The following is a 22,711-nucleotide window of genomic DNA, read 5'->3' as shown; positions in this document are numbered from 1 at the left end:
TTCTTAATAAGCGTCTAATTCCTGCTCATCCAATTCATCCATCAATTCATCAATATTCAGCAGAGGATTCATGATGTGTATTTTGGCAGAGCTGGTATTTTTCAGATTCTGTCTGCTGATTTCTACAGTTTGTCCGTGCTTTATGATCTTGATACAATCTTTTCCACCGACAGGACAAGTGGCTTTGCTGTCTTCTAACAGTGCTTTTCCGCCTCCGTTATATGCTAATGTTATATTTTTGTAATAACCGCTCCATTCGGTTACTAAGGCCTGACATGGGTTGTTATTCATCTTGGCGCAGCTTCCGAATGTATTTTTCTCAAACGTTTTACCAATGTCTTTGTGTGTTGCGGTCAGTTTGGTTTTACCTTCCTGGTCATTAATATAATGTTTGTTTTGAGTAAGCACTTTTAATATATCGGTTGCGGTGCCAAAGTCGCATTTGCAGGTAGCTCCCTGACAGACTAAATATTTTTGTCCCATATTATTGTGTTTTTGTAATTTTAAGAATCAGATGTTCCTGCATATTGAACAGGTTTATTTCTGCCTGAAGCAAAATATTGCTCTTCGTATTCAGAATATAGAACCCCTTCGCTTTCATTTCATCAGAATTACGCTCAAAAATCTCTTGACGGATTTCAAAAGTTTTACCATCACCAGTGATTTTTTTCTCCATTATATTGAGTACTGAAAATTTTGAATATTGATCTATGAGATTAATGTCTTTCTCACATTTTCCGTTTTCATATTTTCCTGTTATAGCCCGAAATAAGAATGTCCAGACAATACTAAGATTTAATGTATTGACAAGGTGTTCAGGTGCGTGCAAATTCTCTTCAACATCATCCAGTATTTTCTTTCCCAATTTTCTTGGAAAAAATTCGTGTAAATCCGCTTTCTTATCATGCCATTTTTTGCGTAGCAAGAAAATATCATCTATTTTCCGAATATATCCTTTTTCATCAATACCTGCTTTTAGCGTATAAATGTTCTTATTGATCTCTGAAGCCAATAGTTCCACACAGCTTTTATCTATATTTTCATTTATTTCACTTTGTCTGATATTGAGGTAATACAATTCTTCCTCTTTTTTCACAAATTCTGTCTGTAACGTGAAAAAAATAATTTCATCGCTTCCTTCTTCCTGAAGACTTACTTTATACTGATGATTTCCGTTGACAAAGGGAAATTTCAAATTCTGATTGAGGTGCTTGTTCTGTTCTATATCCGAAAATTCTTGCGCTTTTACTTTTCTTTTGGAGATAATTTTATGAATGTCTTCTTTTTCAGGGATAAAGATTTCCTGACCCCTAAAAATTATAAACCCGATATGATTATTGTCTTTCGGAGCATTTTGGTTATGAAAATGCCGCAGCATTTCAATCGTAGGAATCTGATATAGCGAAATAAGATCTTCCAATGTTTCTCCTTTTTCTACAATGTGCATTTTCATAATTTTTTATTTCTTTTCCTTTAATCTTCCTGCAGCGATAAAACGCAACTGAAAATATTCATCATTAAAATCATAAATGTTGAGACCTTTAGCTGTGCAGGCCAGAATACGGTCATTATGAAGGTAAACTGCCACATCAGAAATTGGATGATATTTGTCGTATCGAAAAAAGACGATATCACCTTCTTTTAAAAAGCTTCGGCCGGTAAAAAGCTGCAGCGACTTGGAACGGAATATGCCGTCAGGTGTTTTTGGAAAGGTCTCGCCATACACATCACTGAATAATGCCTGCACGAAATATGATGCATCAACTCCTTTTTGTCTTTCCAGCGATTGTTTTTTATAAGGAGTTCCTAACCAAGGATCAATGTAAGAATAGAGTTTGTAATCCCTGATTTCATTAGGCATTACCTCCATAATAATTGAATATTTTTCTTTGATTTTTAAAGTATCATCATTCAGTCCCTGCGGATTATCATCTACTATTGAATATGGTGAACTGGCTGTTTTTTCATGAGATGGTTCGGAAAATTCTGATGAGAAATAACTGTATGGAATTTCCCTAATGTACTTTTTGCCACCACAGGATAGTGTGACAGTACAAAAAAGCGAATAAAGGGTCATTTGGAATTTACCTTTTTTCATCGTTTGTGTTTTTAATGGTATTCGTTTTTTAATAACTTGCAAACCTGAAATACTTAACAACGTAAGTCAGCTTCTTTGACAAATATATTCATTTTGATGTGAAATGTTTAACTTTTATGGGTTAAAAATTAAATTATTTTGAAAAATAGCGTATAAAAATATGAATTTAATAAAATTGCAATGTTAAATGCCTGATAATATTTGATTATTTTAACGATGCTTTAAAGTATAATCATCATTAAAATATACTTTTTACAACCATATCTATATTCCGTTGAAAACTAATAAATAGTCGTATCGTGTAATTATTCTTCCATCCACATCATCCATTTTTTTACTTTATAGTGGATGTTGATGTTCTGAATACAGTTTTTAGAATCTTTATTTAACCTTAACGCTGTGATTTTAATTTTTCTTCCGGCAATTTTCTGACAAAACTGGTCGAAAGGAATTAAATTTTCATCATTAGCAACAACTGGAATATTATATTTATCACATAAATATCCTTTAAAATCATCCTTCGTTTTAGTTTGTGCAGCAACCTGACTGAGCAGAATTTGAAATTGTTCATTCGATATTTCAGAAGCTTTCTTGTCATAAACAGCAGAATCTTTTTTCAATTTCGATTTTGGAGAAACCGGAATATATTGCAGCATATCCACCAACGGATCTTTTTGTGCATCTCCCTGAGGTAGAGAGAAAGAGGAATGAGACTTTTCAAATTCGTAAGATTTGATGTCAATTTTTTGCTTTGCCTTGATGGCTTTAGGAGCAACATAAATGGTTTTTATTGCCGTATGTTCCACATCACCATTCACGATGAGTGTGATTTTTTTATCCCCTGCTGTTTTAAAATGATACACCGTAGATTGTTCCAATGCATCCGTGTCGCCCGTTTCTCCAAAGCTCCATTCCCAGGATTCCCCGCCATCTTTCTCTGCATTGAAATGAACGGCCTCTCCCACAGTGGCTACATCCGGTGCTGTAATGATTGGTAAATAGCCGGTTTGCTGGCTGATGCTGGTAATGGCAATCAGTTTTTCATGTGTGCAGTTACCGTTGATTTTCAGCTTTACGATATATTCTCCCGGTCTTTTGTAATAATGAATGGTTCGCTGTCTTCTGTCTATCTCAGTGCTGTCCCCGAAATCCCATTCCCAAGAGGTGGCGCCTTTGGTATTATCGTTGAATTCTACGATTTTATTCACAATATATTCCTCTGCATGGATATAAAAATTAGCATTTTCACAATCGACATGACGGAAATACTGGTATAGAAAAAAAATCAGGCTGAGTAAAAAGATTAATCCGAAGCTCAGGTGAATTTTTGGATCAATATCAGGCAGAAAAGCAATTCTTTTTTTCTTCATTTGTATCGTTTGTGTGGCTACAAATGTATTTATGTTTTTGGTTTTAAACAAATTTTTCTGCTGTGAGCTGTAAAATGGAATAATTTTATTCAGATTTAATGGATTGATAGAGCGGAAATTCCAGGCTCCCAAGGATATTTATTTTTTTGACAGGAAGATAATAATGTGCTAAGAAAGATCATACCCAAGAAGTTCAGGGTTATAAGATTTCCTTTCGTAAGGAGGGTTTTTAAATTCTTTTTCATCTGTGAGCATTTTTAATATCTGTAAATAACAAACAGAAGACACGAGGGTTGAACCGTGTCTTTATATTTTTTTCAAGAAAATTATTTAATAAAGTATTCTATATCCTTAGAAAAATTACTGTTTCCTAAAATTTTATCTTTTGAAGGATATGTCTTAAAGCGCAACAATTTTTCTTTCTTATTGTTTGATGTTAAATACAAAATTCCATATTGGTCATCATTCTCTATTTCTAAAGTAATAATCACTTTTTTGAGCTTTCTATTTTCAATAATTTTTGAAAAGTTCTTAGGAAATGTTACATGAGTATCATAATACACATTATTGTTTTTGGATTTCCAAACAGCAACAAGATCAGCAGGAAGTTTTCTTTTTAGAAGGCTATCGATAGGAGTTCTGTAATATAATGTTCCATCTAAGGAAGAATATTGAGGGTCTGTAACTTCATTTTTTGGATTAGCTTTATTAAAATCAAAAATTATATCGTATTCTTTTTCATTATTTGCCCATGCTTCATAAGGAATTCCATGATGTTGCCAGTAATCTTTATATTTTTTCCAATATTCAGACTTTTTGTATCTAAATCCTTCTCCTAGGGTATTATCTTCTGTTCCGATTAATTTTGCTTTTGCTACTTCAATTTGTTTATCAATCGTGGTAAACCAAACCCGTATCCAGCCGCCTGGTGCCATACCAACTACTAAATGGGCAAAGTTTTTATTATTTATATTATACTCTTGGAATAAACGAATTATTTTTTCCTGTGGAAGTTGGACTTTACCATTATATTGTAAATTTTCGGCAGCACTTATATAATGAATATAGACTTCTTTAGGAATATCTTTAATTTTTTCACCGGACACAACCCCTCCATATTCATTACCCCATCCATTATCAAAATTAGTAAGACTTCCATGGCCAGCATTTCCAAAGTCTATTTTTACATCTCCAACAGGATAATATTTGGGAGCGGAAATTCCAGGCTCCCAAGAATATTTATTTTTTTGACAGGAAGATAATAATGTGCTAAGAAAGATCATACCCAAGAAGTTCAGGGTTATAAGATTTCCTTTCGTAAGGAGGGTTTTTAAATTCTTTTTCATCAGTGAATTGAGGTACGTTTGCATATGCTAAATTATAATGATCCAACGCATCTTTCAAAGGTGAGTTGAAGTTTGCCGATAAATGTACAAAATTCTCTAAAATGTACTGAGACATTTCTGCCGAAAGCTTATAATATCCTTCATTATTCACAAGTAAGGGGTAGGTAGTGACTTTTCCTTCTCTATTAGTCCAACCGTCCTCTGCTACCTTAATAAGAAGACCCTGATAGTTTTTCAGATCCTGCTCTTCGCCATTTCCCTCCGGAAGTATATATTCTTCTGGGTGAGGGGTATCTTTTATTGGGAATGTAAATGGCACATCTGCATAATGCAAAGCTATATATTTCATGACATTCATATAGACCAACGATAGTTTATTATTCAACGGTCTTTTAGATAATAGTTTATGGTGATAACCTTGTAGTACGTAGGTTCTGTTTCCCATTGTTTTAACGGTGCTATTTCCCATAAAAGTTTCTTCCAGAAGTTCTTTTTTAGTTGTAGACGGATGTTCCCCAATTTGTCCCTCATATGATAGTACGTGATGAAAAATTTTCCAATATATCTGTTGATTACTACAAAGATGTTGGGAAATGTACCAGTTGCGCAGAAATTCTTTCTGCTGTTCCAGTTTCTGTTTTTCTGCTGAAGATGCATTTACGCCTAAATCAAAAAAATGCAATGTATTCAATTCCGCTTCAGTTTGCCAATAAGCACCTCCTACATCAGAATGCGCTCCTAATACAGTAAGCTCTTTAGCATGTACTCCATTAAATTTTCCTATAGGTGTTACCGGGAAATTCTCACGCCATTCAGTTTGTGCCTTCAGATGCAATATCTTCTTGATATTAGGATTAGAAAGTGTTGGGTTTACTTTTTTTATTAATGCTACTCCTAATGCGGGACCGGAGAATATGGGAATGACGGGATTAAAAGGAGCAATCAAAGATTGTATTATAGGATTTCTTGCCTCGTCAATAATTCCTTTTTTTTCCAACATTTGGGAGATTACAGTATCAAATATTCCTAAAAATTCGATACTTACATTAAATTTTGGATAATTTATATTTCTTTGTTTAAGAAATATTCCTAAGCTCCCTCCTGTGAATACATTTGTAATAGGAGCATTGATCTGAGGAACGACTTGAGTATTGTCATTGACTTTTTTTGTTCCGTCTGCTTTGTATTGCCTAACTTCTGCGCTAAAATCTTTCGGTGTTTCAGATTTTTTAATGACAGGCCGTCTTATATTTGTAGAAGTACTCCTGCTTTCAGTATTAGTATCTCTTCCTGTTTTCAATACCTCATTACAAAAATGCCTTGCTGCAGCTGCTCCTCTGCTGAAGCCAAAAACATCAAATTGTATGGAAATAATTTCCAACGGGTTTTTATTTTTTATGTTGTTTAATGCTGCTTTTATATTGTCAGCAATGTCTTTACAAGCTTCTTCAACCCTTAAAATAACACCTCTTTTTCCTTCTCCCAGCCCTGCGCCTAACATATCATCTTCTTTATCTCGTAAAGTACCTATTCCCTGGACATAGACTTTTAATTGTAAATATTGAAATTTAGGGTTTTGTTCCTTACTTCGATCTTTTTTCTCCTCATACAAATCATGAAGAAGAGCGATGTTAGAATATGAATTCCAGTAGCTGCTGCCCTCAGTTTTAATTTTATCATAAATAATACTGCCCTCATCTATCGGTTTATTTTTGGTTTTTCGTTTATAGTAGGCGGCATCAGAATTATACCTGTTATTTCCTGTCCCATCAAAGAACACCCCAATACGCAGCTTTACTTTTTCTGTTTTTTCAAAAGCCTTATATTTCCTTTTATCTGTCTCATATGGATCGATATCAGCGACACCTATATCCGCAAGATTTCGTATTCCTATATTTCCTGTTTTCATTTTTGTGAATTTATAAGTTAATAAAAAAGAAAGCGGTGGTTTCCCACCACTTTCAACCTTAAAAATTGCCTGTTTTAATTATATAGGTTTAATAATAGTACTTGGCAATGTTGTTGTCCCATCGCTATGAGAAAGTTGGGCTTCCTTATCCAAAGAAAAGCTTGTTTCAAACTCCAATTCTTCAGGATTCTCACAGTTCTTCGGATCTTTTTCAATGAAGATTGGAAGCGGCTGTTCTACAGGTAATCCGGTAGAAGATGCCTGAAGAATCGTAAGCGTCGTAGGAACTCTCGTGATCCAGTATTTTCCTTGCGGTTTGCCGGTAGGCTGTCGCATTTCATCCACAATACTCATGTACATTGGGTCTCCGATCACAGGAACGGCCCCACCATTCCAGATGATGCCTGTTTCCAGGAAAAATTGTACAGCCGTTTCAAAGCCAGGTTTTACGGTGACGATAATTCTTGCCATTCCCGCCTGAAGGAAACTTCTGAAAAGAGGATCCATACTTTCGGTAAGGTAGAATTCCTGCCAGCTTTTGCGGTTTGCCCAGTAATACGGATAGAAAGTATAATCCATGATTTCCCACTCGAACGCCTGCTCCATGAACTTGGCCAACGCAGCATACTGATCAAGGTTATCATTTAAATACACCTGGAAATTATCCATTTTAGTATTGTCATTCAGCGCATTTGTCGTTTCCTGTCCAAGTGTATTCAGGTAATCCTGCAACAGATAAGCGATACAGTTGTGCTTTAACGTATCATGCTCCATATAACGGTAGAAGTTTCCTTCCTTTTCTTTCGCTTCGGCTTCTTTTTCCTTATATTCAGCATCCAGTTTTGCCTGCTCTTCCTGAAATGCTTTGTATGCTTCATCATACGCTTTGATGATGGCGTTGAAGTTTTCAATTTTCCACTGAAGCATATAATCGTCAGAAAGTTCACATTCAAATACAAAAGAAACATTAAAAGAATCTGCACCACGCCCATGATAGTTGAACGGATATGAGCCGGTTATGTTCAATCCATTCACATTATAGCTCCCGTCGTTGGAACCACGTCCTACATCCGGAAGGTCAAACATTCCACCCTGGAAATTATCCACACTCATTCCCCGCCTGTCATAGCCGTAATTTACTTTTACCTTTTTCCCGGCATAATTTTGAGGCATGTCCAGCATCATTATTTTAGCGCCCCAGTCTCCGCTGAGCTTGATATATTGCAGTCCTATTACATGCTGAATTTTCTCCTGCGGTAGGCTAGTGAGTGTTATTCCGTAGATTCCTGCCCAATATTGCAGCAATTCTTTAGTCGCTGTTTTGGGACCATTCATTGTATTAGGAGCCGGAGCCGTTCTCGGATCTACCGGGGCCGTCAACACCTGGGATTTAGAAACAGCAACCGCCAGGCGATGCAGTCTTGAAGGTTCGGGAACCATAAATTCAAACATGGTACGTACCCCATAATTATAAATCTGGTTTTTCATCTTCTTATCAATCCATCGGTACACCCCTGTAATGTGTTTAGGCTGTGCTGCTTCGGCATCATCCGTTTTAGTTACTTTTCCTCTGTTGTCATACTCATGAACATTGGTTTCCGTATATTCTTTGATAATTTTTTGTACCCTTTCCTCAGACACTTTGGTCAACACCCTTTCCATTGCCCTTTCCGTAATTTCCTGAGATTTGGCAACCGCCTGTCTCGTACTGTCATGCTGTGCTGTGTTGTTGGCATAATCTGCACCCGTCTCCAACGTCCATCCCCAGGCTTTTCCGCTTGCTCTTGTATGCGCCTGAAAGCTTTGTTGCTTATCCAGTTCTTTCGCCACTTCCGTCTGCATATCTGTTCTGGACGTTTTGGAAGTATCGGAGATTTTTTCTGTTTCCTGAGATTTTGATGTTGTATCTGTAATTTCGGAGTAGTCTCTGGCAACGGAAGATTTATGTCTCAGCTCGCTTGCCATGACGTTTTCAATATTAGACACCTCCCCCGGAACATATGCATGAACACTCTGTATCACTTTCAGATAATCTGCAACTCCTAGTCTTTTGATCCCGAAATTTTTACGCTTCTGAATTTTTATGTTTTCAGCCTCTCCCGAATTTTCTGCTACACCTCTTTTTAAAGTAAGCATACCGGTAAGGCTCAGGTCTTCTTTAATAATTTGATTTCCCAGGTCTACATAGGCCACGCTTCCATTATCAAAAATAATTTCTATTCGGAAAGAAAGACTCACCCTGAACTTGTTGATTAGGCTGGTTGGCAATGTAATTTTATCATTGATAACCGGAATATTGCTGAAACTTTCTTCAAAACTTCCTGCTGTATCGGTGGTGGTAATAATTTTTGCTGTAGCTACATTCCATGAAGTATCTTCGACTTCAAAGGAAAAATTAATAAATCCTCCGTTACCTAAAAGTCCATAACCATTATGAGCAAAAAAGCTATAAGCCATTGGCATCCTTGAAGCACTTTGTACTACAGGGACAGATGCCCCGGCAAGATTGATATACTGCTGTTGCTGAAGGGGAGAATTTTCCAATGCAGATTGTAAGGAAGAAGAAATATTGCTTCCGACGATATTTAAAGCATCAGTGTAAGTTTGCAACTCATCATTAAGGTTAATGTCTTGAGAACCAATCCTCAGGGTTTTGTCCGAAAGGATTCTGATCCCTTCTTTTGCAACTTCTTCAAACGCTTTTTTATGGTCAAATGCCGCAAAAAGCTTGATGAATGTATCAAAAGATCCAGCTGACAGATTGGCTTTTAAGTCCGGTAAATTGATTTCGTTTTTATAAGAGAATTCAAAAGGTTTTACTTCATATCGTCTTAATTCATCGTAGAGAAGGATTTTTTCTCCTTCAGGGGTTTCTTCCGTAATCTTAGTTTTAATCTCAGCCAATTTCATTGCGTAGACATCCAGCGCTTCTCTGTTTTCTTCCTGGTATCTTGTGAACTGATCCTGATAAGCCTGGTGTCTTAATTTATGATATTCTTTCTGAAGTTTTTCCAGTTCTGCGTAAAGCTTTTCCAGTGCTTCCTTTTGATGAATTGCTTTGTTGGCGGTTACTAAAGTTTGTGCTTCAGATACTAATCTCTGTGTTGTTTTTGTGCTTAGGGCAGCTGTGGATCCTGACGCAGTTCTTGAAGTTGCAGATGCCACATTAGCGCTATCTTCAGAGAATAATAATTTTGGCAATACTATTTTCCCGTCCAAGGCCTTTTCCAATGGCTTTTCACCGTTGATTTTGATAATTTCAGGATCCGTTAAATTCATACTTTGCGCAAAACCAAGATGAATGGCCATCAAAATATGGCTGATTGCTTCTTTCACATAGAAATCTCCCTGGGTTACAATCTGGAAAATATAGTTGTTCCAAAGGCTGGAAAATACATTAATCCCCTTTGTTGTCAGTTCTTTATTGGTATCAATGAGATTCTTGTAATAATCTTTAACGTACGTCCATTCATCAGATTGAATTTCTTCTTTTTTAGAAATCTTTCTCCCAATGATCAGAAGTCTTCCGAATTCGCCTTCTTCGATATTTTTTTCAGTATCAAATCCCGTATTGCTGAATGTTGCTGCTGTTTTCATCATTTCTCCAAGTTTTGAAGCTCTTGAAGATTTTCCTGCAACGGCAGTATCAAAAACACCGGTTATTTTTTTCGGCCTGTGAATAAATCCTAGATTTTTTTCTTTGGTTTCTGTTAATTGTGGGTTTCTTAAGCTTACGAATCTGAATAGTGTCTGAGACGCATTGTTGTTTGTTGACATTTGTGTAAATTTGTTTAGTTTTATATAGGTTAAGATTTGAAGTATCTTTTTAGCAGAATCGCTTCAGGTTTTTAGCCTTATTTTTTTAGGTGGTCTTCAGGCTAAAGTATATCCACCGGAAGTTTCAATTTTGAATTTCATCTTTTTTATTGTTTTACATTGCAAATATCCATTGACAAAGCGACAGAAGTTGACGTGTTAAATTTATTTTTTGAAATTTTGCGAGAGAAATTGCAGAATTCTGATAATCAGATAAAAGAATTTATAAGGCATTCATGACAGAAATTATTTGCCTTTCTATTGAGTAATTTTTTACTATTTTTATAGTGCTAGAGAAGTTGCAGTAATGCAGTTTAGTAGCATTTGTGTTTTTGGCCTTCCCAATGGAACGCTTTTTTTATCTGGCAGAGTAACTCCACAAACGCTCATATCATTTAAACAATATTAATTTTGATCTGAGTACGATCGTTGATGAATATTAATATAAAAAAGTGCTTTTTAAAAAGTTGGAACCAGCAGCTTGGTGTCAGTTTGAAGCAAGAAATGTTATAAATTGGTGACAGAATTCCTGGCTACGGCAATTTTAATGATCTGAGAACATAAAAGTATATTATTTTAAACCATTTAAAAACGAAAATCTGGAATGTTGATTTTTGGGCATAAAAAAAGCCCTCTTAAAAAGAGAGCTTGTATGCTGATATTCAGCTAGTACCCCAGGCGGGACTTGAACCCGCACGCCAAAAGAGGCACAGGATTTTAAGTCCTGCGTGTCTACCAGTTCCACCACCAGGGCAGGCGTGGAGCGAAAAACGGGATTCGAACCCGCGACCCCAACCTTGGCAAGGTTGTGCTCTACCAGCTGAGCTATTTTCGCAAACTGTGCGGATGAAGGGACTCGAACCCCCACGCCTCTCGGCACCAGATCCTAAGTCTGGCGTGGCTACCAATTACACCACATCCGCGTGTTTTTATTTTTACTGTATTTTAAAGAGCTTCTCTCGTTTTCAGTGGTGCAAAGATAGAATAAATTCTTTTACCTCCAAAACTTTCCCGGAAAAAAATTAAAATTTTTACATTTTTTATGTCCGACCCCCTTTATTACATTTCATTTTATTACTTTTACATCGTTAATTAATATGATATGGAATTACAAGGAACGGTAAAGAAACTTTTTGATGCTCAGACATTTGCGAGCGGTTTCCAAAAAAGAGAAATGGTTATTTTGACTCAGGAGCAGTATCCACAGCCGATAAACATAGAATTTTTGTCTGATAAGATCAGTTTATTGGATAATCTGAAAGAAGGCGAAAACGTAAAGGTAGGAATCAATATCAGAGGGAGAGAATGGGTTTCTCCGCAGGGCGAAACGAAGTACTTCAATTCTATTACAGGATGGAGAGTAGAGAAAGTTTCTGATAATGCTTCAGAACCTACACAGGCAGCACCTTCTCAGTCTGCATCTTCTGTTTCCAATGAAAATCCTTTCGCCGGAGACGATGATGACGATTTGCCATTTTAATTAAAAAATACTATTGAAATACAAATCCTGCTTTCTTAAGTGGGATTTTTTTTCCTGAAAAAATGATTCGACTAGACGAAAACGAGATTTCTTTTCCCGATCCGGAACGGTATGACGGGCACGAAGGCGTAATAGCTTTCGGAGGAGATCTTTCGGTAGAAAGAATATGGTTTGCCTATCAGAACGGTATTTTTCCCTGGTACAATCCGGGTGAGGAAATTCTCTGGTGGTGCCCCGATCCAAGGTTTGTACTGTTTCCTGATGAGATTAGAGTTTCAAAATCAATGAGGAAAATTCTGGACCGGCAGGTTTTTTCATTTTCTGAAAACCAAAACTTCAGAGAGGTGATAAAAAACTGTCAGGAGATCAGCAGGAGAGGGCAGTCAGGAACCTGGCTTTCGGATGAATTGATGGAATCTTTTATTAAGCTTCATGAATACGGTTTGGCGAAAAGTATCGAAGTCTGGCAAAACAATGAACTGGTAGGCGGATTTTATGGACTTCAGATCGGAAATGTTTTCTGTGGGGAAAGCATGTTTGCGAAAGTAAGCAATGCTTCAAAAGCAGGATTTATTCATTTTGTTGAAACGCATAGAAAAGAACTTGAACTGATTGATTGCCAGTCTCATACTGATCATCTGGAAAGTCTTGGTGCAAGGATGATTCCCAAGAGGGAATTTCTGAAAATTTTACATAAAAATAATGAACGCAGATAGAGAAAAATGGATTCTTCTGATCTTCCTGAGTATGATCTGGGGATCATCTTTTATTTTAATTAAAAAATCTTTGGATCACTTTAGCCCGTATCAGGTAGGCGCATTGAGGGTTCTTATTGCCGGAATTATCCTGATGCCTATTGCGATCTCCAAATATAAGCTCTTTCCGAAAAAACACCTGAAATGGCTTTTGCTCGCTGCTTTTACGGGAAATTTTATTCCTATGTTCCTTTTTCCTATTGCAGAAACTGAAGTCAGCAGCAGTATTGCCGGAATTGTGAATTCTATGATGCCGATCTTCGTGATCATTGTCGGCGCTCTGGTGTGGAACTTTGAAACCACAAATCGGCAAATAACGGGAACTTTGATAAGCTTTACCGGTGTTTGTCTGCTGGCTTTCGGTGGTAATGCGGAAAGTGGAACATTTAAATTGATTCCTATTCTGTTGCTTTTGTTGGCAACTTTATGCTATGCGGTAAGCACTACTACTGTAAAATCTAAATTAATGGAAGTTTCTTCCACGGTTTTATCGGCTTTTGTTTTTTCATTTGTGTTATTTATACCTTCACTGATAGCACTTGTTTTTACAGGATTCTTTTCAACATTCAGCGTTGATAAGGATCATATGACAGGGCTGATGTTTGTAAGTTTACTGTCTGTTTTTGGAACCGGATTAGCAATGATGATGAATTACCGCCTGCTGAAAGTATCATCTCCTCTATTTGCGTCTACAGTAACATTACTGATGCCTATCGTTGCCATTATCTGGGGAATTCTTGATGGTGAAAAGCTTTCTGCTTTGCAGTTTGCCGGAGCGGGAATTATTATAGGTGGTCTGATCTTTCTACGGAGTAAACCGGGTGTTATAAAAAAATAAATCCCGCATTCTTTTTTGCGGGATTTCTATTACAGGTTTAATAATTGTTTGATTTATTATCCTTCAGAGTTTTTCTTCTTTACTTTTGCTTTAGCCTTCTTTACTTCATCTTTTATAAAAGGATATTTCTTCTGCATATCTGAAACCAGAGAAGGATCCAGTTCCAAAGCATACATCAGTGTATCTTTCCCTTTTTCCTGATCTTTCAGGTTGAAGTAGCAATTGCTAAGCTGATAGTATAATTCTGCTCTATGATGCGATTTTACGGCTTTATTTAAAACCAAAATAGCTTCTTCATATTCGCCTAATAACATCAAGACTTCAGAATAGGCATACCAGTTGTAAAATCTTGAAGGTTCTGCTTCTACCAGCTTTTTAAGGCAAGCCAGGCTTTCCTCAAATTTTCCGGCATCAATGAAAAGGAAGGCCAGTCTTTTCTGGTAATCAAGATTATTTTCATTAAGATGAGTCGCTTCTCTTGCAAAATGTAAGGCTTCTGTCATTCCGCCCATTTCTTCATAGATGTAAGATTGCTCCATCATCGCAAGATAAAACTGTGGATCTTCTCTTAATGATTTCTGAAAAGCATTTAAAGCAACAATCGGTTGTTTTAAAGCTTTATAGCAAAGTCCGATTTTATAGAATGTAAATGCTTTTGTGTATTCCAGTTCGAGCATCTCTTCATAAACGGCAATTGCTTTTTTATAATCACCCAATGCTTCATAACAAGCTGCCTTATTGGCATAAACTCCTACTGAACTTGAATTGATGGCCAGTAAATAATCATAACCTTTTATCGCTTCTTCGTAATTTTTCCTATTAAAGTAAAATTGTCCATATTCAAACCAGGCAATTTCAGAATAGGCATATTCATCGAGATATTCATTCAGAAAGGCAATTGCCTCATCACTCTTATTTAAATCTGAAAAGCACACCATACAGTTTTCCAACGCATAATCGTCGGTTGGATCTTCTTTCAGGGCTTTTCTATAATGTTTAAGAGCGTTAAAAGGATCTCCAAGATTCACATATTCATCAGCAATAAAGTTGTGGAGAAAATTTTCTTCTTCTTTCAGCTCTAAAGCTTTTTTACAGATATCAATCGATTTTCTCGGATTTCCCAAATTCGAATAATACTTTGCATAGCAGACCAAAAAATCTGTGTTTTCCATAGAAGAACCTTTCAATTCATCGATCAGCTCTTTTGCCGTATTATAATCTTCCCATTCCAAAAGAATTTCAAGTTTTTTGATCTTGATGTCTAAGGAATTGGGATGAAGCTTCAGACCATAATTGACTGCAGTATCTGCATAATTAAAATCTCCCAGCTCCAGATAATAAACAATAATGTCTTCTAATTCTTCTGTGTCAAAGTAGAATTCATCATTATTTTCCATCATTTCCTCGAACTTTTTTACAAGTTCATTTCCAAAATATTCTTCCAATATAAAACAGTTTTAAGATTTAAGACCAGAGATATGAGATATACTAATACTCGCTTCTGAAAATCTTAGTTTTAAATTTAATAATAAATACGATTAAAATGATGAAACAGATGTTAATTTTTATTAAATCAAGCTATTGATTTTAGCTATCATTTCATCACTTAACCGGTCGGCTTCCTCTTGTGATTTAGCCTCTGTATAAATCCTGATAATAGGCTCCGTATTAGATTTTCTCAGGTGAACCCAGTTGTTTTCAAAATCTATTTTTACGCCGTCTATCGTGGATACCTCTTCATTTTGATATTCTTTTTCCATTTTAGTTAAAATATCATCTACGTTAATCTCCGGAGTCAACTCTATTTTCTTTTTACCCATAAAATAACTTGGGTATCCCGCTCTTAGCTCAGAAACCGTTTTGTTTTCTTTTGCCAGATGCGTTAAAAATAATGCAACTCCTACTAAAGAATCTCTTCCATAGTGAAGATCAGGATAGATTATTCCTCCGTTTCCTTCGCCACCGATCACTGCATTTTTCTCTTTCATTAAAGTCACCACATTGACTTCTCCTACCGCACTGGCAAAATACTCGGAATTGTGGTTTTGCGCTACATCTCTCAAAGCACGGCTTGAAGAAAGATTGGAAACAGCAACACCATTTTTATTCTTCAATAAATAATCTGCTACAGCGACCAGCGTATATTCTTCCCCGAACATTTCACCTTTTTCATCGATTAGCGCTAATCGGTCTACATCTGGATCTACCACGATTCCAAAGTCTGCTCCCTCTTTTTTTACCAACTCACAGATGTCTCCCAAATGTTCTTTCAATGGTTCAGGATTGTGCGGGAAATGTCCTGTCGGCTCACAGTATAATTTTATCGTTTCGCAACCCAGCTTATCCAGAAGCATCGGAATAGCAATACCTCCTGTAGAATTTACCGCATCAAGAACGACTTTGAATTTTTTAGCCTTAATAGCTTCCACATCGACCATCGGCAGATCGAGAATCTGCTGAATATGAATGTCAAAAGCATCATCCCTTGTTTCATATTTTCCCAGATCATCTACTTCTGCATAGTTGAAATCTTCACTTTCTGCAAGCGCTAAAACTTCCGCACCATTTTCTCCGCTGATGAATTCTCCTTTATTATTGAGCAGTTTCAAAGCGTTCCACTGTTTTGGGTTGTGGGAAGCGGTAAGGATAATTCCGCCGTCGGCTTTCAGTTCCGGAACCATGATTTCTACAGTTGGCGTTGTTGAAAGACCAAGATCAATAACATTAATTCCCAATCCCTGAAGTGTAGCAGTAACCAAAGAGGAAACCATCTGCCCGGAAATTCTCGCATCTCTACCGATAACGAGAGTAAGGTCTTTTTTATTGTTGTTATTCTGAAGCCATGTTCCGAATGCAGAGGCAAATTTTACTACATCAAGTGGCGTAAGGTTATCATTTACTTTTCCTCCGATAGTTCCACGGATTCCTGAAATACTTTTTATTAGTGACATTTATTTTTTCTTAGTTTGTTTTAGAATTTTCTTTTCGTCTCCCTCCAGTTTTCGCTGAATTTTTTTGATATCTTCTAATGCTGGAAGACTTTCAGGTTTTATGCCTCTTTCTCCCAATATCTTTCTTACCGCCAGATTATTTTCTATATGTTCATTGGTAATTTGAGAATCTCCATTCAGATCTTTTTCAACCACATTATGGCTGGTCAGTTCGGTAGCAAAATCTTTGGCTTTTATCGTTAATGTCGGAAGGAAATCAGCTAATGGACGAGTTTGCGGAACGTTCATTCTTTTCTTCATATCATTTGTCGTAAAACCGCCGAACAAAGCCTGGTCCCCTTTAGACCTGATTACAGAAAAGCTTTTTTCATCAACACCTCTTTCATAAATAATTCCTGAAAGTTTCTTTTCTGTTTTTGATAATTTTTCCCTTGCCGTTACTCTCTCAACATCCAACAGTCTTTTTTCTATAATTTCCTGTCTTCTCGTCTGGACAGCAAAATAGGTTTGAGCAAAAGCAATTTCAGATTTTGAAGAATCTCCGTTTTGTGCAATTAAATAGCATCCGTATCTTGTTAAAGCAATATCTGAGATTTCTCTTTGTGCTCCTTTGGCCAATTCTATCATTTTCCCGATATCGGCAAAATGATCGGAAATATTTCCTCCTGCGTTTTCACAGGCCTTTTTAGCTTTTTCAATAACCTTTAGGAAATTATCCCACTTTGTGTAATTAAGGATTTCCTGCAAGTCTCTTGCGCTCCAGCATTCTATGCCATTATACAAATGTGAAGCATTCTCGAACTTTAAAAATAGCTCTTCGATCAATTCTTTTTTCATATATTCCTGTGTATTTTTTACAAAAATAAGTAAAAACTGAATCCTAATAATGTTTAGTTTTCCACAAGAACATTATTTTTTTATGAACAACCGCAATCCTTATCGCAGTTTGTTCTTTTGGAGCTGAACTTCTTCGGTGCGAAATTCTTTTTAAGTACCCTGAACAAAGCGTAGCAGGCAAATGCTACAATCAGAAGAACAATGATATACTGTAAAACTAATGAAGAATCCATTATTTTAAGATTTGATATGCAAACATGGACACAAAATAGGCCAAACCTGTCATCATCATCACCTGAAAAGCGGTCCATTTCCAGCTTTTGGTTTCTCTGTAGACTACTGCGAGTGTAGAAACACACTGCATTGCAAACGCATAAAACAAAAGGACCGAAATACCAGTGGCAAAACTGAAAACTTTCTCGCCATCCGGCTTCACATCTCTTCTCATTTTATCAATTACTTTCACTTCCGGGGCGTCATCCTCAAGGCTGTATAGGGTAGACATTGTGCCTACAAAAACTTCTCTTGCAACAAAGCTGGTCAGGATCCCGACGCCCATTTTCCAGTCGTAACCCAATGGAGCGATCACAGGCTCTATCCCTTTCCCCATTTTGGCAAGGTAAGAATGATCGAGCTCGACATTGGTCGCTACAAACTGATCCGGTTTCTGTTTAGGGCCGAAATAGCTTAGAAACCAAATGATAATGCTCACAATGAAAATAATTTTCCCTGCTCCTGTAATGAAATCCCATACTTTTCCCAAAACCATTTTAAAGTCGTATCCAAAAAGCGGTTTTTTATAGGTAGGCAAATCCATTACAAGGTAGGTTTTTCCTTTATTTTTGATGAATTTATTAAGAATTGCGGCTGAAAATAAAGCGACTACAAAACCTAATAAATACATTCCCATTAATACGAGGGCTTTATATTTTATTCCTAAAATTGCTCCGTCTGAAATAATTAAACCAATAATAATACTGTAAACCGGAAGCCTTGCAGAGCACGTCATGAAAGGGGTTACCAGAATTGTTAATAATCTTTCTTTCAGGTTCTCTATATTTCTTGTTGAAATGACTGCCGGAATGGCGCAAGCTGTACCGGAAACCAGAGGAACAATACTTTTCCCGTTCAATCCGAAAGGGCGTAAAATCCTATCCATCAGGAAAACTACCCTGGCCATGTATCCTGAATCTTCGAGCAGGTAAAGGAAGTACAATAAAATCCCGATCTGTGGTGCGAAAATCACAATTCCGCCAATTCCCGGAACAATTCCGTTGGAGATCAGTGAATTTAAAGGGCCTTCTGGCAAATGTTCTCCTGTAAAAGCGGAAAGCCAGGCGAAGAAATCATCGATCCAGTTCATCGGGTATTCTGCCAGGAAGAAAACGCTTTGAAAAATAATCAATAAAATCAACATAAAAACTACATAGCCCCAGAATTTATGAACGAGTATTTTATCTAATTTTTCAGTTAATAATTCTTTAAACTGAGGTTTTTTAGAAATAACATCAGATAATATTTTGTCAATATGCTGATATCTTCTTACGGTTTCCTGTACCTGTAATCTTTTGGGAACAAGGCTTTTTGAGTCAGGCTCATTGATCTGTTCGACAATAGAATTTATTTTTTCTAAATCTGTTCCCAATGACAGGGTAAGCCATGTTTTGTATTCATTTTCAATGCCTTTGTGTGCGGCGACTTTATGAATAAAATCCTTGTGCTCTGCAGGTGTTTCAAAAGACTGTACGGATGTTTTTACGAAATCATTCTTTAAAACAGCTTCTTTTATTTCATCAATGCCAATCTGTTCTTTGGCGTTGGTCTGGATAATTTTTATTCCCAAAGAATCAGAAAATTTCTGAATGTCTATGGAAATTCCTCTTCTTTCAGCCTGATCAATCTGATTCACTACCAAAATCATCGGGATTCCAAGATCCTGGATTTGCTGAAATAAAAGTAATCCTCTTTTAAGACTTAAAGCTTCAAGAATGTAGATAACTCCTGCGTAATCTTTCTGATTATCCATCACAAACTTCGAGAAAATAGCTTCATCTTCCGAACTCGGATAAATGCTGTAAGATCCTGGAAGGTCTACTACTTCCACCTCTTCATTTTGATAGGTATAATACCCGGAATGGCTGGCAACCGTAACGCCTGCATAATTCCCAGTTTTCTGCTTTTTATTACAAAGCGCATTGAAAACCGTTGATTTTCCGACGTTAGGATTTCCGACTAAGAGTACCTGTTTTTTATGATTTCCCTGCATCAATTCAATTCTTCAACAATAATAAAGTTGCCCTCTTCTTCACGAAGGGCAATACGGCTTTTCTCTTCACCGAATTCCACATACATCGGCCCTTTGAAAGGGGCCTGATAAAGAATTCTGAAGAAGGTTTCCGGAAGAAGCCCCATTTCAATGATTTTGTTAGGCATTTTAAGGCTGTCGTTATCATACCCTAAAATCTTTCCCATTCTATTTTTGGGAAATCCACTTAATTTATGTAAACCCATCTCTTTCAAAGCCAAAATTTTGTATGCAAATATACGCTATTTAAATTTAATCTAAATAACAAGTTTGTATGAAAGAAATCAACCCAAATGCATTTTTGCATTTGGGTTGATTCTAAATATAATTAATTAAATATGAATGTTTATTTTTTCTTCTTATCTACAGACGGTGCCGTAAGCTCAATAGGATTATCGTTGGCATTAAAGAAGTCCTTGTACATTTTTTCCTGTCTCTTCATCATATCTCCAATCGTTCCATCCATTCCCGGAATTGTTCTCGACATGATTTCCTGTGTCATCATTGGTCTTGCGGATGCGAAAGGGTCTTTTTTAAAGTCATTGAAGGTTTTTTCAAATTTCTCTCTCGGCATATCGGTTACTTTTGAGCTCATACCGGAAATTTTTTCTGCATAAGAAAGTTCTTCCCAATTCTGAACTTTTTTATTTCCCTGTAATGTCCAGGAGTAATTTTTTCCGTCGTCTTCAACTTTTACAATAAGTCCCGGAAGTCCTGAAAACTTATATGGTCCGTCCTGAAAAGGAAGATCTGTAGTAAACCAGGCAGTCCATTTTCTTCCTCCGAAATCAGCAGTTGCTTTTTGAGCGTTGTAAGGGCCTATCTTTTCTTTTTCATTCGAAATTTTCCAGTCAAATTTGATGTTTTCAGTATAAGAAATACTCATCGGTGTAAAACCGCTTGCAATTCTTTCAATGTATTCTACCTTCATATCAGGATAGTGCTTTACGATCTTTTCTGAAAACTTAGGCATTCTGATGGTTTTTGATAAATCTTTGAAAACTCCTGATTTTTGCATTGCTTCAATTTGCACTTTCATTATAGAATCCTGTCCGATCACAGTATAATCTCTGTAAACAGATTTGTCTTTCACGATATCAAGTGCGGTCAGTACTTTTTCAAGCTTGGCAGAATCTCTTTTAGGCTTAAAAGTAAGCTCATAGAAAAAACGGTTGGCGGTTTCTTTAGAATCATTGTCCTGAGCGCTTGCAAATGCAAAAAGAGCGATAAAAAATATTGAAAATAGCTTTTTCATTGTTTTCGGATGTTTATATTATATTAGTTAGCAATGTTTAGTTTTTGTTACAGTTTTTTTGCAATTTCTTTTTCAGAAAAATATTCTAATGTGATTTTAATCTCTTTAATCACATTTTAATTTCATTCCAAAGAACTTTTAATCTGGTCATTTTAGTTTTGTATCATCGAAAAAGATAAATACGAACCTAAATCTTAAAAATATGAACAAGACGATTTTAATAGCCACGGATTATTCTCTCGAATCTCTGAATATCCTTAAAAAAGTAATGAGAGAGAAAGATGCTTCGGAAGACAAGAATCAGTATAATATTCTTTTGGTTTCGGGATATGATACGGGAGATTCGATCAGAGATCTTCTGTTTAATACGAAAAGCACGATTTTCAATAAGCTCCGCCCTCAGGAATTTTGTGAGGCTTATGGAATTATTAAAAATAAATATCCTCATCTGATCAATAAAATTGTGTGTGATATTTTCACAGGAAGCTTTCAGAGAACATTTAACAACTATGTGAAGGCTGAAAATATTGAGGAGGCTTACTATTCGCCATCAATCAAAAGTAAAGGGAATGGGAAATTTGATCTGATCCCGTATATTAAAAAGTGTAAAGATCTTAAAAGCTGTGAAATTTGTGTAGAGCTTCACGAGCGTCTTCCGGAAAAAGGAAGATTGGCAGAAATCTTTGCAGAAGCATAAAAATCGAATAATTAAAATTAAAGAAAATGTTAAGGAATTATAGTAACAGCAGGACGTTGGGAGACAACATAAGACTGGGAACGCTGACTGCCTTCACGGCGGGTACTATAAATATCGCTTCTCTGTTGATATTCCTCTCGTTTACATCAAACGTGACGGGACATTATGCAATTCTGGCGGCAGAAATCAGTAAGGCAAACTGGTCGCAGGTTGCTGTAGTGGGATTATGGATATTCCTTTTCTTCTTCGGAGGATTTGTGTCAAACTTTATTGTGATCAATTTCAATAAAAGAAGCAAGTATTTTGCGCATGCCATGCCCCTCGTTCTTGAAATAATCTGTCTCCTGTTTGTAGGAATTTACGGACAGTTTTATTACCGGAAAAGCCTTGAAGAAACGCAGTATCTTGTGGCTGTAATGCTTTTTGCAACCGGTCTGCAGAATGGGTTAACGGCAAGTATATCAAATTTTTCCGTGAAAACCACTCACCTTACCGGTACTACTACCGACCTGGGAATTCTGTTCTCAATGTTTACGCAGAAAAAATTCAGGAAAAATGGTGAATTGGTGGGAAGGGCCAAACTGCTGATGAGTATTATGGTTGCCTATGTTTTGGGAGCGGTCTTTTCAGGGCTTACCTATTATTATCTCGAATTCAGGGTCTTCTATCTGATCAGTCTTTGTTTGTTGGTTGTGATTGGCTATGATGCTTATAAAATTCATCTCAGACATTTTAATACCCAATACAGATACAGTAAAATTTATAAAAAACCCAATCTGTTAGCTTTTCTTTATGATAAGATTCACGGATCTTCGGTCATTAAAGAGAAAAGAGAGAAAAAGAGAAAGCTCATTTTTGAAGAATAATTCTTTTATCCCTAAGACTTCATATTTAAGTATATAAATATCAGTATTAATTTTGTGTAAACTAGCTGTGAATCAATCCTCTAATTGTATAGTGCAATTGGGGGATTGTATTTTAAAAAAAGGCTTTCTTTTAGCTGTTTTGCAGGAATTTTCCCTGAGGTTACCCTGTTAATATGTTGATAATTAAA

19 protein-coding genes and 3 tRNA genes are annotated in these 22,711 nt (G+C 36.4%); 5 read left to right on the top strand and 17 right to left on the bottom strand.

Features of this window, described 5'->3' with window-relative positions; all coding sequences use genetic code 11:
- Nucleotides 1-3: 3 nt before the first annotated feature.
- The 10 genes from AC3WV0_RS14340 to AC3WV0_RS14295 form a co-directional block, all read right to left on the bottom strand.
- A complete protein-coding gene (locus tag AC3WV0_RS14340) occupies nt 4-483 on the bottom strand; it encodes a DUF4280 domain-containing protein (protein ID WP_488846778.1) in 480 nt (159 codons plus the stop codon).
- A 1-nt stretch (nt 484) separates the two neighbouring features.
- A complete protein-coding gene (locus AC3WV0_RS14335) occupies nt 485-1,453 on the bottom strand; it encodes a hypothetical protein (protein WP_488846777.1) in 969 nt (322 codons plus the stop codon).
- Nucleotides 1,454-1,459: 6 nt separating this feature from the next.
- Nucleotides 1,460-2,098 carry a C40 family peptidase gene (locus AC3WV0_RS14330; protein WP_488846776.1) on the bottom strand — a complete coding sequence of 213 codons (639 nt, stop codon included), beginning with the start codon at nt 2,096-2,098 and terminating at the stop codon, nt 1,460-1,462.
- 305 nt (nt 2,099-2,403) lie between these two features.
- Complete coding sequence (locus AC3WV0_RS14325) at nt 2,404-3,468, bottom strand: PKD domain-containing protein (RefSeq protein WP_488846775.1); 1,065 nt, start codon at nt 3,466-3,468, stop codon at nt 2,404-2,406.
- 326 nt (nt 3,469-3,794) lie between these two features.
- Nucleotides 3,795-4,814 (bottom strand): DUF2931 family protein, encoded by a 1,020-nt coding sequence (locus tag AC3WV0_RS14320; protein WP_488846773.1) that lies wholly within the window; start codon nt 4,812-4,814, stop codon nt 3,795-3,797.
- Nucleotides 4,738-6,723 carry a phospholipase effector Tle1 domain-containing protein gene (locus tag AC3WV0_RS14315; protein WP_488846772.1) on the bottom strand — a complete coding sequence of 662 codons (1,986 nt, stop codon included), beginning with the start codon at nt 6,721-6,723 and terminating at the stop codon, nt 4,738-4,740. Before AC3WV0_RS14315 ends, AC3WV0_RS14320 begins: the two co-directional genes overlap by 77 nt.
- Nucleotides 6,724-6,801: 78 nt before the next feature.
- A complete protein-coding gene (locus AC3WV0_RS14310) occupies nt 6,802-10,500 on the bottom strand; it encodes a hypothetical protein (protein ID WP_488846771.1) in 3,699 nt (1,232 codons plus the stop codon).
- A 709-nt stretch (nt 10,501-11,209) separates the two neighbouring features.
- Nucleotides 11,210-11,293 (bottom strand) — tRNA-Leu (locus tag AC3WV0_RS14305).
- A 5-nt stretch (nt 11,294-11,298) separates the two neighbouring features.
- Nucleotides 11,299-11,374, bottom strand: a tRNA-Gly gene (locus tag AC3WV0_RS14300).
- 6 nt (nt 11,375-11,380) lie between these two features.
- Nucleotides 11,381-11,462: transfer RNA gene (locus tag AC3WV0_RS14295), tRNA-Leu, on the bottom strand.
- 179 nt (nt 11,463-11,641) lie between these two features.
- Between AC3WV0_RS14295 and AC3WV0_RS14290 the strand changes: the two genes are divergently transcribed.
- The 3 genes from AC3WV0_RS14290 to AC3WV0_RS14280 all read left to right on the top strand — a co-directional run bounded on the left by AC3WV0_RS14290 (nt 11,642) and on the right by AC3WV0_RS14280 (nt 13,612).
- Nucleotides 11,642-12,019 (top strand): DUF3127 domain-containing protein, encoded by a 378-nt coding sequence (locus tag AC3WV0_RS14290; protein ID WP_066438267.1) that lies wholly within the window; start codon nt 11,642-11,644, stop codon nt 12,017-12,019.
- A 62-nt stretch (nt 12,020-12,081) separates the two neighbouring features.
- Nucleotides 12,082-12,735, top strand: coding sequence for a leucyl/phenylalanyl-tRNA--protein transferase (gene aat, locus AC3WV0_RS14285; RefSeq protein WP_488846770.1), 654 nt, complete (start codon nt 12,082-12,084; stop codon nt 12,733-12,735).
- Nucleotides 12,722-13,612, top strand: coding sequence for a DMT family transporter (locus AC3WV0_RS14280; protein WP_488846769.1), 891 nt, complete (start codon nt 12,722-12,724; stop codon nt 13,610-13,612). The genes aat and AC3WV0_RS14280 overlap by 14 nt, the downstream gene beginning before the upstream one ends.
- Before the next feature lie 56 nt (nt 13,613-13,668).
- Here the strand turns inward: AC3WV0_RS14280 and AC3WV0_RS14275 are convergent, their stop codons facing one another.
- From AC3WV0_RS14275 to AC3WV0_RS14245, 7 genes are all read right to left on the bottom strand, one after another.
- Nucleotides 13,669-15,057, bottom strand: a complete 1,389-nt coding sequence (locus tag AC3WV0_RS14275; RefSeq protein WP_488846768.1) for a tetratricopeptide repeat protein — start codon at nt 15,055-15,057, stop codon at nt 13,669-13,671.
- Nucleotides 15,058-15,180: 123 nt separating this feature from the next.
- Nucleotides 15,181-16,563 (bottom strand): phosphoglucosamine mutase, encoded by a 1,383-nt coding sequence (glmM, locus tag AC3WV0_RS14270; RefSeq protein ID WP_488846767.1) that lies wholly within the window; start codon nt 16,561-16,563, stop codon nt 15,181-15,183.
- Complete coding sequence (gene dinD, locus AC3WV0_RS14265) at nt 16,564-17,400, bottom strand: DNA damage-inducible protein D (RefSeq protein ID WP_488846766.1); 837 nt, start codon at nt 17,398-17,400, stop codon at nt 16,564-16,566.
- An 80-nt stretch (nt 17,401-17,480) separates the two neighbouring features.
- A complete protein-coding gene (locus AC3WV0_RS14260; RefSeq protein ID WP_175443658.1) occupies nt 17,481-17,633 on the bottom strand; it encodes a G protein-coupled receptor family protein in 153 nt (50 codons plus the stop codon).
- Nucleotides 17,633-19,666 carry a ferrous iron transport protein B gene (gene feoB, locus AC3WV0_RS14255; RefSeq protein WP_488846765.1) on the bottom strand — a complete coding sequence of 678 codons (2,034 nt, stop codon included), beginning with the start codon at nt 19,664-19,666 and terminating at the stop codon, nt 17,633-17,635. Before feoB ends, AC3WV0_RS14260 begins: the two co-directional genes overlap by 1 nt.
- Nucleotides 19,666-19,911: a FeoA family protein gene (locus tag AC3WV0_RS14250; RefSeq protein ID WP_090001798.1), complete on the bottom strand. Its 246-nt coding sequence runs from the start codon at nt 19,909-19,911 to the stop codon at nt 19,666-19,668. Before AC3WV0_RS14250 ends, feoB begins: the two co-directional genes overlap by 1 nt.
- Nucleotides 19,912-20,051: 140 nt before the next feature.
- Nucleotides 20,052-20,960, bottom strand: coding sequence for a GLPGLI family protein (locus AC3WV0_RS14245; protein WP_488846764.1), 909 nt, complete (start codon nt 20,958-20,960; stop codon nt 20,052-20,054).
- Nucleotides 20,961-21,162: 202 nt separating this feature from the next.
- Between AC3WV0_RS14245 and AC3WV0_RS14240 the strand changes: the two genes are divergently transcribed.
- Both AC3WV0_RS14240 and AC3WV0_RS14235 read left to right on the top strand, forming a co-directional pair.
- Nucleotides 21,163-21,657 carry a hypothetical protein gene (locus tag AC3WV0_RS14240; protein ID WP_488846763.1) on the top strand — a complete coding sequence of 165 codons (495 nt, stop codon included), beginning with the start codon at nt 21,163-21,165 and terminating at the stop codon, nt 21,655-21,657.
- 26 nt (nt 21,658-21,683) lie between these two features.
- Nucleotides 21,684-22,523, top strand: coding sequence for a YoaK family protein (locus tag AC3WV0_RS14235; protein WP_488846762.1), 840 nt, complete (start codon nt 21,684-21,686; stop codon nt 22,521-22,523).
- The last annotated feature ends 188 nt before the right edge of the window (nt 22,524-22,711 follow it).

This window comes from Chryseobacterium sp. 27AL, assembly GCF_057815395.1.
The sequence above is the reverse complement of the archived record's forward strand: the minus strand, read 5'-3'. Positions and strand labels throughout refer to the sequence as shown.